Genomic DNA, 13,568 nt, shown 5'->3' on the forward strand with positions numbered 1-13,568 from the left:
CATCTCCCCCTAAGCTTGCGCTATAGACGGAGAATTCCGCACATACTCGTTAAATTCGTAATAGCTTGCTCTGGTATTGTTCACCGTGGCAAAAATCGTATTCCAAGTCACGATGCGAGATGATTTCTGAACGTAGAATCGTTGTTTCCAAGCAAGTTTCACTTGGCCACTGATGGTGGTTGATAGTGTTTTTATTTCATCAGTTCTAACTTCAACGCCTTCTAGGGAAGAGAGATCGTTGATAATCTTCGCGCTCTTGGCAGTGAGGGTATCGATGGTTTCGTTGTTGAGGCTTGATGCGTGCTGATCGAAAAATAAAGTTCGTGTCATGATGTGCTCCCGGTGAATCTAGTGTCGCTAAGATTCTAACTTGCAAGTGTATTAGCAGAAGGGCGCTGCCGCACTTGTGGAGCAAGTGGAAGGATTGCAGCAGCGCACTATTTGATTCTTAATCGCTTTCCAGTTGTTTCGTCATGTCTTTGAACATAGCAACAAGCTCACTTGCGATGAGTTGGTAATTCGCAGAACACAGACCCCAAACGTCGTCTTTGGGTATGTCCATATTCTGTTCAGACAGTTCTTCTGAGAACTTAATACGCTTATAACTGCCGTCTTCGCTGAGCACGAACGTGATTCTGTCTTGCCAACACAGCGCCAACTTCGTTACAAATTTGTTCGCATCGATGTGATTAATTACTTCGTCGGTCTTCAAATCCTGATCTTTACAGCGAATGATGCCACCAGCTTCTACTACTGATTTAAGCTCGGCCTCAGCAAGAATGGTAATGCCACTCGGTTCGTACTCAGATTTAACCCACTCAGTCAGCGTGCTTTCGATTGCCTTTTCAGGAATCGCCGGTACGACAGGTAAGCTACCAATGGTTTTTCTAAGTAGGGAAAGGACGTCTTCGGCTTTCTTAAAGCTACCGCAATCCACCATGAACAGGCCACTTTCAAGATCAGCAATGATAGTGGTGTAAGATTTTCGAGAAAAGGCTCGAGGAAGAAGATCTAATAGGACGTCTTCTTTGATGCGATCACGTTCCACTTTTTTAAGGCGACGATCCTCTTTAATTTCGATCTCAGAGACCTTCTCTTTTACTTCATCGTTAATCACTGACGCTGGAAGGATTTTTTCTTCTTTCTTGGCTCTCAGTACAAGTAAGTTGTTGTCGATGAAGACTTGTTCTTTAACGCCAGGGAACACGGAAGTCCAGCCGAAGCGTTGCTTGTCAGTAGGTCCACAAGGTTTGTAAGAAAATTCGGAAACTTGCTGTTCGATGGTGTTCTTATCGATCGTAAAGTCTTCGTGATTCACGCGATAAAAAAGGATGTTTTTAGGCCACATAGGTACAGTAACTCGTTATTTCGTTATTGCGCATCATAAGTGACCTACAAAGGAACAATATTTAGCATCTTTGAAAATGTACAACGTCTCGCAAAAAACCGCATGAAATGTCTTTTCGTGATCGCCTGTTATTAAACTCGCTTTGTTTTTACATAGCAGGAATAGAAATCAAAATGGCATTCTCAGAAACTCGCCCACAGAAAGTATTTTACACAGAATTCACAAGCAAGAATAAGGCTGAGGTGGTCGCTCTGTTTGATCAGATTAGTGAGCAGTACAGGGTGAATAACGCTGTCAACGGACTTTCGTTGGTGACCTATGCTGAAAATATTGACGATCGCTACATGGTATTCATGAGAGCAGCTGAAGGGTTTGAAACGGTGGGACTTGATCAGCAAGTTAAGCAGCAGTTGTCACAACTGACGGGTTACCGCCTCCAAAGGGTGTATGAAGGTGATACAGATTCGTTGGTTCCTTTGTGCGTTAAGGCAAAAGAGTGTTTGTTGCAGAATACCGGTCTTGATGGATTTGCTCTTGATGCATACCTGGAGCAAAGTAAGAAGATTGTTGATGCCGCGGTTAGGGATATTGATGGGCCAGTTGATACTACATCACTTGTAGCGCTGGCTTGGTTGCGAGATTGCCTGCGAATGGGTTGGTTGTCCTTATATGATTTGGAGTTTATGAGGTCGCTACATCGAGGTGAGGGTGTAATTGAAGCGCTGGTGGCGTATACAGCTAAATCTTACGAATCGGAGTCTGAGCATCAAACTCGCTTGGAGGATAATGTTTTGGCATTAAGGCTGCAGTATCTGGTTAAATCTATTTAAGTGACAATCAATCGCCTGTTTGTTCGCAGCAAAGCAAAAAGACGCCCCGTTGGGCGTCTTCTGATTTAGCAATTGCCTTTCTGAATAATGAAGGTGAATACCCCATCATTAGCGGATTGCTCCACTAGAGTGTGATCCATGTGCATACAAAATGCAGGTAGATCTCTTTGGGTAGAAGGGTCTGTCGCTAAAATCTTTAACTGCTCGCCTTCTTTCATCTTGCGCACTGCTTTGCGTACCATCATTACCGGTTCTGGGCAAAGTAGCGTTTTTACATTCAATAATTCCATTGTAGTTTTTCCTTGGTCAGTTGTTAAACGTGTTTAAGTAGGGGAAGCCCTAGCTACTTAGGTATGTTTATTGGCTGTGATTACAGCTAGTAGTTGATGCAGTTTGGTAGCCATACACGGTTAGTTTCGTTTTTAAATGAGCGTATTACAGGTGTCTCCGAGAGATTCGGAAGTTATGTAAAACTCAAGTTTTTAATAGAAGGAAACGTCATGGAAAGAACTAATTTTCAAGCGGAAGTTTTTGTTGGGGGCAACTCGCCGGTAATGGTTGCGGACCTAAGGGAATACACTCAAGAGGAAGTACACGACATCGTGGAATTCTTGGAGTTAAGCGAAAATGATGTTCATTTTGAAATGAGCGAGTTTTAGATTTTAACCCCTGGGCATTGTGCTTAGGGGTTTTGTTTTTTCATAAGCTGACGTTTTGCGTACTGTCTCGAAGAAAAGCGCACTAAAGTGATCTGAATCTCTCTTTAGTGATAGAAAAGCGCACAGTGTTTTTAGTTGCGTTGAGTCCTATGTCCCCAGTTTCATTTATGGCTTTTTTATATGTTATAGGTCCGGTCACTTTTCTAGGATTGGTTGCGGGAGCCATATTTCTTGTGGCTATTCGTTGTAATGATGTGGACGGGCGTTTCCTGCTTTATCTCGCGTTTGTCTTGGTGATTGGCGTTCTGATTGCATACCTGTGTCATGGCGGTCGCTTGGGGAATCGCGATATCGGACCTGCCGTAGTTCATGATTTAACGTTGGGCGGTGTATCGGAAGAAGCAGAGCATGAACTTGATGATATAGAGGCCTGGTTGGATTGTGTTCTTGATGCATTAGATTCCGCGCACGACGAAAAACTATCGTTAAAAGCTGAGTGTGACATTTGATATGGAAGGAAATAGCGGTGATTGATTTGTTGTTCTCTATGGACTTGAAGGGTGCGTCATTAAGTGACCTCGAATCCATTCATTACTTAGGATCGGTTTATCTTACGATCATAGCCTTGAATATAACTGTATGCTTTTTTGCGTATGTCTTTGGTGCTACTCACAACAGGCCAAAAACCTTTGCTTCAAGGTACATTCGTATTTGCGGTCGCCATTGGGGTGTGATATTTCATTTCGCACTCATTGTCGTCTTTGGTTTGGGTGTCTACTTCAGTAAGATGGAGTTAGAGGCTAGGTCGGAAGGTGTTCGTATTGCTGAGATATTTGCTGAATACTATGAAGTGGGTTCTGGTACGGTGCTGCCACAAGATGCTTTGGTGAATATGGATAGGTTTCAGGCGTATTCATACGGTCGCATCAATCCTAGTCGAATGAAATATCTATACCAGGCGTATGAGCGTTTGGGTTATCACAACATCGAATTATTGACGAATCGTGCCTTGTATGAGGTCACGCTGCAGGTGATTAGTGGTGAGACTGTCCCGCGAACGCTGGTTGAAGTTGTTGTTGAAGATATAGTTGAGTCTGAATTGTAATCTGATTTGGTTACAGTATTGTCTATTTGTCTTCAAATAAGGATACAGAGTGGGTCTTATCTTCAGTGATGCATTGTCAATTTTGTTGAATTGGTGGTCGCTAGGTATCGCTATTATTTTCTTGTCGATCTGGTCTGGGTCCTTTAATTACATCCCCTTCGGGCTTGTCGCTACTGCATTGGCGGTAATATCTGTGCTTAAGCCGTTACCTGTCGTTTTTGAGGTATTTATGGTTGTGGCCGTTCTTGTTCTGTTGGTTGCAGTTTGGTGGCAACAGCAAAGTGGTAATAGTGAGTCTGAGGCAGAGCGTCTTGGGTGTCAGAGTTATGCTATTAGTCAGATAGGTGAGGTGTTAAGGCTTAGTCGACCGTTCGGTGTTGGAGTGGGAGAGTTGCATATTGATGAAGACGTGTGGATCGCTCAGAGTCGTGAAGATTTGGCTTTAGGCCAAAAAATAGAAGTCCATGCTGTCGAGGGTGCAATTCTACAAATACGGCCCGTGAGGACGTTCTCAGAGCCGGTTTGTCTACTATTTAAAGAGTAAAGGCGCCAGAATCATATTGATGCTAGCGCCTTATTTGTTTCTAGAGTTTAAAGGTTAAATCCGCTCCAACTCGAACTTCCCCTTTTTCGCTGTAAGCTCCACCCAAGTTCATATCTAAGAAAGGTACAAAGCCAAGGCGTACACCTGCTGTATACATGGTATTGGCGTTGCCGTTGAGATCATGCTGATAACCTAATCGCGCAGATCCAATCATTGGCACATTGGCTTCTGCAGCAACAGATAGATACTGAGTGTTATCGGCAATATTCTTAAAACCTGATGACTCATTTAATTGGTAATCGGCGCTCAGATTGACAAAAGGCAGTCCTTGGAAGGTAGCGCCGATAGTAGCTTGCGGTTTTACTTCATATTCGTAATGCACACCATTAATGGCTTTGCTTTTTACAGATACCGGTACAACGTCAGTAACAAGGAATCCAACTTGTAGGCCCTTACCATAATCATAGATGGTACCGATATCCAGATTAACAGCGGTCTTTTTACCTGCATCTTTCGTTAGGTTGCTGAGTTCGTACTCATCAATGCTAAAGGTGCGGTTAATAACCTGGAAGCTTTGAATTTTAGGGCTGAAACCGACACTCACATGCTTGTTGCCCACTTTGCGGCGGTGAGATATCGCGCCACCAATTTCTAATTTTGCCACGCCAGCAATATTCGCATACGCGGTATCTAGTCGGTCATATGTATCAGAGACAATTTGGCCAGCATCAGCATCAGAGGCATCACCGATACCAGTATAGTCATGACTGCCTGAGTATTTGTCCGCATGGGCTAGTGTAACGATATGAGTAGACGCGCGAATAAAACCACCCAGCCCCACGGTTCGGTTTGGAGCTTCAACACTGAAGCCTGAGCCGGCATCAACTGTGATTGGTTTTGCTTGGTAAATGTCGTCTAGGAACTTGTTTAGCTTAACTGTGTTGTTTGCGATGTCTTCTCGTGAGCTAGAGGCTTTGAAATCATCAACAAGATCACCTGCATCTTTAAGTGCACCGAAAACATCATCTTGGTCACGAGTACCGATTGACACTGGAATCTGAGCTCGGATAAAACCGCTTGAATCTGCAGATAGGATGGCAGGGTTAGCACCTGATGCTAAAGAAGTGGACGTTGTGGCTTTGATGCCTGCCATGCCAAGGCTTTGGGCGTCAGAGTTGTAAGCAAAAGCGGGAGCAGCCAGTAATGTTGCTACTGCCAGTGTGAGTTTAGTTAATTGCATATCGGAACCTAATGTTTTTCAAATAAACACAGGTAGTCGTGAAGTCGAGTTAGTTTGCGGGAGTTGCGTTATATAAATGGCAATGGAAAGGTTTGAGGGAGCAGCGAAGCTACCGAAGGCGTGAGGTGGTCGGTAGCTGCTCGTTGATTCTACAGCGCGCCAGAGGTGATGCAGTGGTCAGTCAGTTGATTGATTTCAGTCGTTAAGGACTGATTTGTCTTGGTGAGTTTAATGTTCTCTGCAGCAAGCAGTTCAATTTGGAGTTTAAGTATTTGCGTTGCTAATGAATCATTGTCGTGATCAACGAGAACTTTCTCCGTCAGTATCTTCTGGTTAATCCCCGAAAGTAGTCGTCTTTCCTTATCGTAACAATCGAAAAGCGTTTTTATTTTACCCAGTAGCGTTGTAGCAAGTTCGGCTTGGATCAGTTCTTCGGTTAAACCGTGTGTAATGGTGTTGATAATACTTAGGCAGTCATCGTGTAAATTAGTGTTGAAACTCATTGAATATCTTTGGTGGTTACTTATGTGGGTAGCCTAGATCCCAAAGGTAAAACAATAGCGAAATCCCCTCAATTTTTAGAGATGTCTCGTAAAAAATCGCATGTCGTTATCTTGTTACGGGTAGGGGGCGTAAATTTCTCGCTATCTCCTAAAGGTAAATGGATAGTTATACGTGCAACAGATAGTCATTTCAGAAACATTTGAATTAAGAAGGTCGGGATCACTTGAGGCGATTAAAGTTAGTGAATCTCTAAATGAAGTACGACAGGCCATGGTTCATATTTTGGGTGTGGGCGGTGAAGGGGGCTTCATTATTGATCATTGCGTCTCGGTGTCATCTGCTTGCTTTGATATTGCTTATTCTGGTGTCTGGCGAGTCTACGAATATGATTGTGTTGGTCAGTTGATTGATGTGGTCACTGAGAAATCACACTCCCCAGAAACACTTGAGAGTGAGGTTAAATTGTCTGTGCGAGCTGCGATAGCAGGGCTCCCCGTTGAGCAGGTGATTTATTATAAGATGGAGTTCGAGCGTGTAGTGGGAGAGTTGAGCCGAGTTGTAGAGGCTCAGGTGGTACTAAATCGTTGTGGCTTGCGTCTAGTGAATTGGTTTTCAAATAAAGATCGCTCAACTACTGCAACCGTGTTGTTAGATTTGATTTATGAAATGATGGTTATTGATCGAGATAATGCGGCCCAGTCATTTATAGAGCCTGATGCTAAACGATTTGTAGAGCAGATTATTGAAGATGCCGCTATCGTTGATGTGGATTATTCAGAAGTGAGTGAGGTTAGTGCTTTTGATGGTTTGGTTGAGGAACTAGAGCGCGATTTTCAATAAACACGAAATGCCCCCTCTAGTAACGATTGTCACTAGAGGGGGGTGATTGCTTGTTTATGCTGTCTCTTTCTTGGATTCTTTTTCCGCTTTGGCTTCTGCTTGTTCTTCGCTCTGCTTATTAGCCAGTTCAAGTTGAATAGTGCTAATTACTTTTTTCAGTCTTTCTATTTCTTCGTAGTGAGGGAATTGCTCGTTGATCTCTACTTCTGCTGACGTTTGTTCTAACTGACAGCGTGAGATTTCATCTTCCACGGTTGATTGTAGCTCTGTAAGTTGTTTGATTTTCTTCATTACAGCGTTGTCAATCGCTCGTCCTCCTGCGTTACAGTTCGGAATATTCAATGTGTAGGTGTTAGCCCCTTTAAGTGAATATCGATTGTAATACTCAGACTTACTCAGTGTTAGCGTGAAGTCGCCATAGTTCGCAAGTGTGGTTACTTCTAGATCGCGTCTGTGTCTGTAAATTGAAATAATGTCATTAAGTGCTTTTCCTGCACTCTCTGGTGACTGCCCTTGCATGGTAATGATTGGGTCAGCTATGAAACGTTGGCTCGCGTGCGTATCAGTGATGTATTTCGGCATATCGTTTGTTAGAGATTCTATGCGCTTAGGGAAGTAATCAAGGCTGTTTTCTGCATTGAAAATTCGATTGTTGTACGCTTGCAACTGCAAATTAAGCTTTTTAAGTTTGTGTTGGCTCTTCATTAGTTCCATAAGCTGAGGGTTACCCGATACAATGGCCGCTAGTGATGCGAAATCAACAGATTCATCTTCTGGCTCGTATGTGCGCTTGCTATCAATGGTTAATGTGCCGTTATTGAAAGCACGAGTAAATTCGCCTTTCTTATGAAGTAGGTTCAAGAACCACGTATCGAGTGTTTGGGTTGTTGAGTACGTTAAAACTTCTACTTCGTTATAGAAACCTGCCTCATAACAGCGACTATTAGCGCGTCTGATGCGCCCCATGCGTTGTTTAAAGTCTCCTTCTCTCAATGGCAGATCTCCGTGATGAAGTGCTACTAAACGCTCATTCAAGTTCCAACCGGTGCCAAGTCTTTCAGTTGACCCGATCAGTACGTCAATGCGCCCTGCGTTGAAGTCGGCTTTTAGTTTGGATTTTAAGATTGGTGTATTGTAATCATGCACCACCGCCACCGTTAGGCCGTGGCCTTTAAGTTCACTCGTCAGATCATCATAGAAACTAAAATCGGTAGACAGTTCTTCAAGTGCTGACTTGCGATCTAGGCCTTCGGTCAATCGAATAGCGTCTTCTTCTCCTTTCTCAGCGCGCTTAAATAGGTCGGCAATTTCTTTTTTGGCGCTAGCGCGGTGTCTTAGTGGTATGCCACGATCAGCAAATACAATCTGATTGCCATTAAATGACTTATGTTCATTGTGGATTCTTACAACGTTCTTAACGATGTTATCAATGATATTGTTGTTAGTGCGTCGGTGGGGGTGGATATGGCGAAAATCCAAAGAGGTTTTTCGTGCAATATCCATCACTTTTAGCATTGGAAACTCTTTTGAACTGTTTTTCGCTTTCGTAACTAACCATTCAAACGTTTGATTTTGTTCTGGTGATATTTCTAGGATCTCATTGGTCACTTTACCGTTTTTGTAGGGTGGTATTGCTGGGCGACCGTCTGCTAAATTCGGTAAGCGGTCTTCTAATTGTTCTTGGCTCAGAACCGTTGCACTTGAGCGATAAATCCTTAGTAGTTCTGGTAGGTTTGTAAACTTCTTAATAGAAGTGCTAAGGCGCATGTTTCGACCGCTAACGTCAATCTCAAACTCTTGGATCGGGTGGGCGAATGTCTTAATGAATGAATCAATCGCAATCGTCTTTTTATAATCACTTTCGATCATTCTCAGCCATGTTGTGGCTTCTAAAATTGAGTTAGATAGCGATGTACCCGTAGCTAAAACTAAACCGCCATTCTGAGCTTGCGTAAACTTTGTTTTTACATAGAAATCAAATGCTCTTTGACTGCCTACGCTATTTCCCATGCCTTTTACGTTGCTCATTTGGCTTGTATAGCCAAGATTTTTTACCGCTTGGGTTTCATCACGAATAATTAGGGTTGGGTTTAAATCTTCGTAGCTAATGGAATCAAACTCTGTTTTGTTGCTAAGGTCAGTTAGTTGTTCTTCTCTGAGTTCCTTTTTGCGTTCAATGCCTTTGACTGTGATGTTGTTCTCTTTGCTGGTTTCAAGGGCTTCTTCTAGTTCTTCAATCTCATGCTTGATGATGTTCATCTGCATTTCAATAGGTGCAGGTAGCGCCTTGAATGTTGACTCTGGAATGATGATGCAGTCATGATCAGAAGTGATAGCAATATTAAGTAGCTCTTCTCTTTGGGTAGGCGAGAGTCCAGGTTCGATAACAAGAATGTTCGCGGCAGGGAAGTTAGCTTGAAAATCACTCGCATATTGCGGTACTAGGGAGTTGGTTGTAACTACAACAGGGCGTGATGCCTTACCGTAGATTTCCCTTAGTTTCATCGCGATCGCTTGAGTGATGATCGTCTTACCGCTACCTACGCAACAATCGAGCATGATAGATTTTTTCAATAGGGCAGAAGAAACCGCTTCTAGTTGGTAATTCCTTAGGTTCAGATTGCAATTATTGATAACAAGGTGTTCGGCAATTGCCGTAAATGAAGGAACAACAAAGGAGTTGCAGTGCTTGTTGTAGCTCTCCGTGATCTCAGCTCTGCGCTTCGCGTCTCTCATAATCCACGCGTTAAACGCCTCTGTTACTTCTTCGACCTTTTGATTGGCTTCTGTGGTCGCTACGTGATCAACGGCATCATCTGTTTTGATCACGATTGGCTTGTGATTCAAAGCTGATTCGATAATTAAGTTGGCGTCTCGTCTTCCTGTGCCCCACTGACGCATTTTTGAGTAGTAGTTGCCATGGCCTGTTAGCAGTACATGCCAACGGTGATTAACAAGAACCACGTTCGCGCAATCTTGTTGACCCATTAGGTGACTAACAAAAGCGGAATAGTGGCAAGGGTCGATCCACTCAACGCCCATGGTTACGGAAATGTCGGCACTTTTAATTCGTGGTGGTAGCGCATCGGTCAAGGCTTGAATGTGCTGTTGGTATTCTTTGCCGCTCGCTTTGGCAAGTTCGATCTTTTCGTTAAGGTTGCCGCTTAGGTAGATAACGGCCAGTTCATAACGTTCTGTTTTCGGGTTCTTGAAAACAACATTTTCTTCAATCGCTAGGCGCTCTACGGCCTGAGGGTTTAGGTTTAGTAGCTCTGAAATATAATCAAAATCAATTTCGTCTAACTCAAACATCGAGATAGCGCAGGCTTCTGTAATGTTGTGCGCTGATGTTGGTTTTTGCGGTGGCGTATATACGCGCTCGGTCAAAATAGGCGAGTTAGAGAAGCTTTCAGGTATTGCATGAGCTTTAACAGGATCTACATAGTTAAGCTCAAGACCTTTACAGCGCAAGTAATGGCTACATGTGCGTAACTGTAAACGGTTTACTTTGCGGCTAAGAGGCCCAAAACTGCGAACGAAACGGGTGTAGCAGTTGTTGAGTGCCATTCTTAGCTTTGGGATCTCGCTTGAAAGGTCGCAACGCTCCGCATGTATCAGTGATTTGAGAGCATCTTTGATACGGATGTAAGCAAGAAAGCGGTCGCGCTTCTTGAGGTTGTCACACTCAATGCCGATAAAGCCGTTCTGTTTTAGCTGAAAAATGGTGTTATCTGTGTTCGCTAGTTCGTTGATGCTGTGATCGGTTTTATTTGGTTTGCTTGCTGTGGCGATGCTAGATAGATCCCAGTTCTTGGCGACCTGCTTTGTGGTGGTGTTTTTAAAGAAAACCGGTGCTTCGGATTGAGCGTCAAGAATGGATTCAATCTCAGCGTCTAAATCTGTACCAGAGTATGTCACTTCGCAACTGCTGTGATTGAAGTCGTTTCCTTTGGATAGTTCACCTGCTACTAAGTGTGGGTTGTCTCCAAATAAAGTGTTGATAGTAAGATCATCATAGGTCTTGGTTTCAATCCAACTAGGGTTTTGTTCACCGCCTGTTACTTTCTGAAAAATCAGAATATCGGTCGTTACGTTTGCGCCTTTTTTGTCAAAGGTGTTAGAGGGTAAGCGTACTGCTGACACTAAGCGCGCGTTTTTTGCTAGTTCCTGTCTAACGCTTGAATCTGAGCTATCCATGAACCAAGCAGACGTAAGGAATGACACAAGACCGCCTTCGTGTAGCTCTTTGAGGGCGCGTAAAAAGAAGTATGAGTGAATAGATACACGGCCAAACTCCTTTGAGCGAGCTTTGAATGATCCGAATGGAATATTTGACTGAACGAGAGAAAAGTTTCCTGTGTTCGGTAAATGGCAGTCCTCGAAACGTTGATTGTAGATCTTGGTGTTGGGTGTTGTATGGCGCGCAAATTCATAGGTTACTGGATCGAGTTCGATGCCGTATTGCTTGCCTTTGAAGCTTTGGGGTGTCAGTTTCGCAAAAATACCGTTACCAATTGATGGGTCAAGTACGTTGCCCTCGGTGCAGCCTAAGCGTTGGACTGTGCGCCACATGTGGTTGACTAGTGACTCTGGGGTATAGAAGCTCGATAGAACGCCTCTACGTGCTGTTGAGTATGCGTTGGGGGAGAAAGCATCAAGTGCTTGTTGTAGTGTGCTGTTTTTGTCATGGCCGCTGTTGAATACAGGCGCTAGCTTACCAAACCCATCAAACAGGTTTAATAGTTCAATTTCTTCTGTTGTCGGCTGTCTGGTTTCACTGTTTAGCTTCGTTAATACCGCTAAACCGTAAACGACTGTTTGAAGGTAGCTAGTACGCTGTTTCTTTGGCAGTGCTTTATTGATACTACGGGCGACTGGCGTCTCACTGGCTTTGCAATGTACGGGTAGTAAGTAATCCATTAGAGAAAGTGAGTTAAGCATAATCTGTCGGCCTGTGGGTTGTTTGAACTGATACCAACATAACAGGGGGGAGGGTTCGCAAAAGCCCTTGTAGACCATGATGTATTGTTTTTTTTATTTCATTTATAGGAAATAAGGTTCACAGAAAACAACAATAATGCCGTTGTAAATTTATTAATTGACTGTACGATTCACTATGAAAGAATTGCGAGATACCCCTCAAATAAATCACAGCCAGTATATTTGTCACGCCTAGGCATTATAATTTTACTCAATAGATGAATAGTGGTTTTTGGCGTAAATGCCGATAAGTAATGAAAAGGAGATAGTGGGTGAAAGAGATCGATAGATTAAAGATTGAGGTGTCAGCAAATTTTTCTGTCGCTATTGCCGAGATTAATAAGACGGATTCAGCGGTTGCTCGAATCTGCGTAGAAACAGCGCAAGCGAAAGCGGAAGAACTGCTTAATAAGGTGCTTGCTTTGCCAGCGGTCAACTCTGATGACAAGGCGCTTATTAGTAAGCTTCGCACTGACATTGCAATCTTGGAGAGAGAAAAGCACGATTTGGATGTGAGGGCCAAAGCTCTTAAGAGTGAGTGTACTGTGCTGTCTGGTGAGTTTCATCAATACAAGGCTTCGCAGGAAGGTTCTGTCACAAAAATACTAGAGTTGGAGCGTGAGCAGACACGGAGCCAGGATAAGTTAAAACGACTGGAAAAAGAAAATTCACGTTTAAGTTCCGTGGATAGCGAGTTGAAAAAACTCAAGAAAATGAATCCTGCCGGACTCATGAATACAGTCGCCAAATTAAAAGAGAAGATCGCGAAAAATAACGAGTTGCATAAAGATGCTCTCAGAAAGAAAACCGAAGAGGCCGAGAAGTATCGTAAGGCAAATAAGACCGTTGCGGAGCAAATACATCTATTAGTTGGGAAGTCAATTACACCTAAACCGATACGCTCAAAACAAGGGTATCTGTTTTCCGTTATTGAGCATCAGAACGCACCTACTTATGTCACCAATGGATTACAATTCGGAGTTGTCGGAATGATCCCATCGAGCGATATGGGTTGGCATCTTCAAGTGGAAAGTGAGCTTGGTATCAATATAGTTGTGTCTGTTAGTGAGCTTTTACGTCCGTTCTTTCCGATGAGTAGTGAGCTTGCGAGGGTGTGGCCACCAGAGCTTAATGCGGTCATAGAATTAGCGGTGACTGATTATACTCGACGTAATATGCCAGAGCGTGTTGGCTTTGTTAACAGGGTTGAGCAGGTGATCTTAACCAGTAACGAGGCGCTGTCTGAGCAGGAGCAGACGGCTCTAAAGCGACTCAAACTTATTACGATGTTAGATTTTCTTGATAGCCGAGAAGAAGCGACTTTTAAGGCGCTGCTAAATTTCGGAATGTCCCAGAAGGAAGTCGATACATTGGTATCAAAGGTTGGAAATTTATACCGAGAGTTACAAAAAGAATACGCTTCTTACTTGAAAGAAAAAGAGAAGCAGAAGCAAGTGGCTTAGAAATAAGTGGCTTGATGGTTTATTCCACAGAAAACTCAGTGTTGGTACTGAGTTT

13 protein-coding genes are annotated in these 13,568 nt (G+C 43.4%); 7 read left to right on the plus strand and 6 right to left on the minus strand.

What is annotated here, in order from left to right:
• Window positions 1-9: 9 nt before the first annotated feature.
• Together A6E01_RS19720 and rdgC are read right to left on the minus strand one after the other, a co-directional pair.
• On the minus strand, window positions 10-330 hold the full coding sequence (locus tag A6E01_RS19720) for a hypothetical protein (RefSeq protein WP_065211205.1): 321 nt from the start codon (window positions 328-330) through the stop codon (window positions 10-12).
• 118 nt (window positions 331-448) lie between these two features.
• A complete protein-coding gene (rdgC, locus tag A6E01_RS19725) occupies window positions 449-1,348 on the minus strand; it encodes a recombination-associated protein RdgC (RefSeq protein ID WP_065211206.1) in 900 nt (299 codons plus the stop codon).
• A 173-nt stretch (window positions 1,349-1,521) separates the two neighbouring features.
• Here rdgC and A6E01_RS19730 point away from each other — a divergent pair, with 173 nt between their 5' ends.
• Window positions 1,522-2,178 (plus strand): hypothetical protein, encoded by a 657-nt coding sequence (locus A6E01_RS19730; protein ID WP_065211207.1) that lies wholly within the window; start codon window positions 1,522-1,524, stop codon window positions 2,176-2,178.
• A gap of 65 nt (window positions 2,179-2,243) precedes the next feature.
• On the opposite strand, the gene tusA is transcribed toward A6E01_RS19730, so the two are convergent.
• Window positions 2,244-2,468, minus strand: coding sequence for a sulfurtransferase TusA (gene tusA, locus A6E01_RS19735; protein ID WP_065211208.1), 225 nt, complete (start codon window positions 2,466-2,468; stop codon window positions 2,244-2,246).
• Window positions 2,469-2,678: 210 nt separating this feature from the next.
• Here tusA and A6E01_RS21350 point away from each other — a divergent pair, with 210 nt between their 5' ends.
• From A6E01_RS21350 to A6E01_RS19750, 4 genes are all read left to right on the plus strand, one after another.
• Complete coding sequence (locus A6E01_RS21350; protein ID WP_156744653.1) at window positions 2,679-2,837, plus strand: hypothetical protein; 159 nt, start codon at window positions 2,679-2,681, stop codon at window positions 2,835-2,837.
• 233 nt (window positions 2,838-3,070) lie between these two features.
• Window positions 3,071-3,346, plus strand: a complete 276-nt coding sequence (locus A6E01_RS19740; protein ID WP_133152950.1) for a hypothetical protein — start codon at window positions 3,071-3,073, stop codon at window positions 3,344-3,346.
• 17 nt (window positions 3,347-3,363) lie between these two features.
• Window positions 3,364-3,942, plus strand: coding sequence for a hypothetical protein (locus A6E01_RS19745; RefSeq protein ID WP_065211210.1), 579 nt, complete (start codon window positions 3,364-3,366; stop codon window positions 3,940-3,942).
• A 49-nt stretch (window positions 3,943-3,991) separates the two neighbouring features.
• Window positions 3,992-4,486, plus strand: coding sequence for an NfeD family protein (locus A6E01_RS19750; RefSeq protein ID WP_065211211.1), 495 nt, complete (start codon window positions 3,992-3,994; stop codon window positions 4,484-4,486).
• 40 nt (window positions 4,487-4,526) lie between these two features.
• Here the strand turns inward: A6E01_RS19750 and traF are convergent, their stop codons facing one another.
• Both traF and A6E01_RS19760 read right to left on the minus strand, forming a co-directional pair.
• Window positions 4,527-5,726 carry a conjugal transfer protein TraF gene (gene traF, locus A6E01_RS19755; protein ID WP_065211212.1) on the minus strand — a complete coding sequence of 400 codons (1,200 nt, stop codon included), beginning with the start codon at window positions 5,724-5,726 and terminating at the stop codon, window positions 4,527-4,529.
• 149 nt (window positions 5,727-5,875) lie between these two features.
• Window positions 5,876-6,229: a hypothetical protein gene (locus tag A6E01_RS19760; RefSeq protein WP_065211213.1), complete on the minus strand. Its 354-nt coding sequence runs from the start codon at window positions 6,227-6,229 to the stop codon at window positions 5,876-5,878.
• A 172-nt stretch (window positions 6,230-6,401) separates the two neighbouring features.
• Here A6E01_RS19760 and A6E01_RS19765 point away from each other — a divergent pair, with 172 nt between their 5' ends.
• Window positions 6,402-7,070 (plus strand): hypothetical protein, encoded by a 669-nt coding sequence (locus A6E01_RS19765; RefSeq protein WP_065211214.1) that lies wholly within the window; start codon window positions 6,402-6,404, stop codon window positions 7,068-7,070.
• Between the two features lie 54 nt (window positions 7,071-7,124).
• Here A6E01_RS19765 and A6E01_RS19770 read toward each other — a convergent pair whose 3' ends face one another.
• Window positions 7,125-12,011, minus strand: a complete 4,887-nt coding sequence (locus A6E01_RS19770; RefSeq protein WP_065211215.1) for a DEAD/DEAH box helicase family protein — start codon at window positions 12,009-12,011, stop codon at window positions 7,125-7,127.
• 311 nt (window positions 12,012-12,322) lie between these two features.
• Here A6E01_RS19770 and A6E01_RS19775 point away from each other — a divergent pair, with 311 nt between their 5' ends.
• Window positions 12,323-13,513: a hypothetical protein gene (locus tag A6E01_RS19775; RefSeq protein WP_065211216.1), complete on the plus strand. Its 1,191-nt coding sequence runs from the start codon at window positions 12,323-12,325 to the stop codon at window positions 13,511-13,513.
• Window positions 13,514-13,568: the final 55 nt, after the last annotated feature.

Origin of the sequence: Vibrio breoganii (assembly GCF_001677275.1) — a bacterium.
In the GTDB taxonomy this organism is placed as follows: Bacteria; Pseudomonadota; Gammaproteobacteria; order Enterobacterales; family Vibrionaceae; genus Vibrio; species Vibrio breoganii.

Coding starts and splice junctions, on each gene's coding strand:
- A6E01_RS19720 (WP_065211205.1), bottom strand. CDS start 330: ATGACACGAACTTTATTTTTCGATCAGCACGCATCAAGCCTCAACAAC.
- rdgC (WP_065211206.1), bottom strand. CDS start 1,348: ATGTGGCCTAAAAACATCCTTTTTTATCGCGTGAATCACGAAGACTTT.
- A6E01_RS19730 (WP_065211207.1), top strand. CDS start 1,522: ATGGCATTCTCAGAAACTCGCCCACAGAAAGTATTTTACACAGAATTC.
- tusA (WP_065211208.1), bottom strand. CDS start 2,468: ATGGAATTATTGAATGTAAAAACGCTACTTTGCCCAGAACCGGTAATG.
- A6E01_RS21350 (WP_156744653.1), top strand. CDS start 2,679: ATGGAAAGAACTAATTTTCAAGCGGAAGTTTTTGTTGGGGGCAACTCG.
- traF (WP_065211212.1), bottom strand. CDS start 5,726: ATGCAATTAACTAAACTCACACTGGCAGTAGCAACATTACTGGCTGCT.
- A6E01_RS19760 (WP_065211213.1), bottom strand. CDS start 6,229: ATGAGTTTCAACACTAATTTACACGATGACTGCCTAAGTATTATCAAC.
- A6E01_RS19770 (WP_065211215.1), bottom strand. CDS start 12,011: ATGCTTAACTCACTTTCTCTAATGGATTACTTACTACCCGTACATTGC.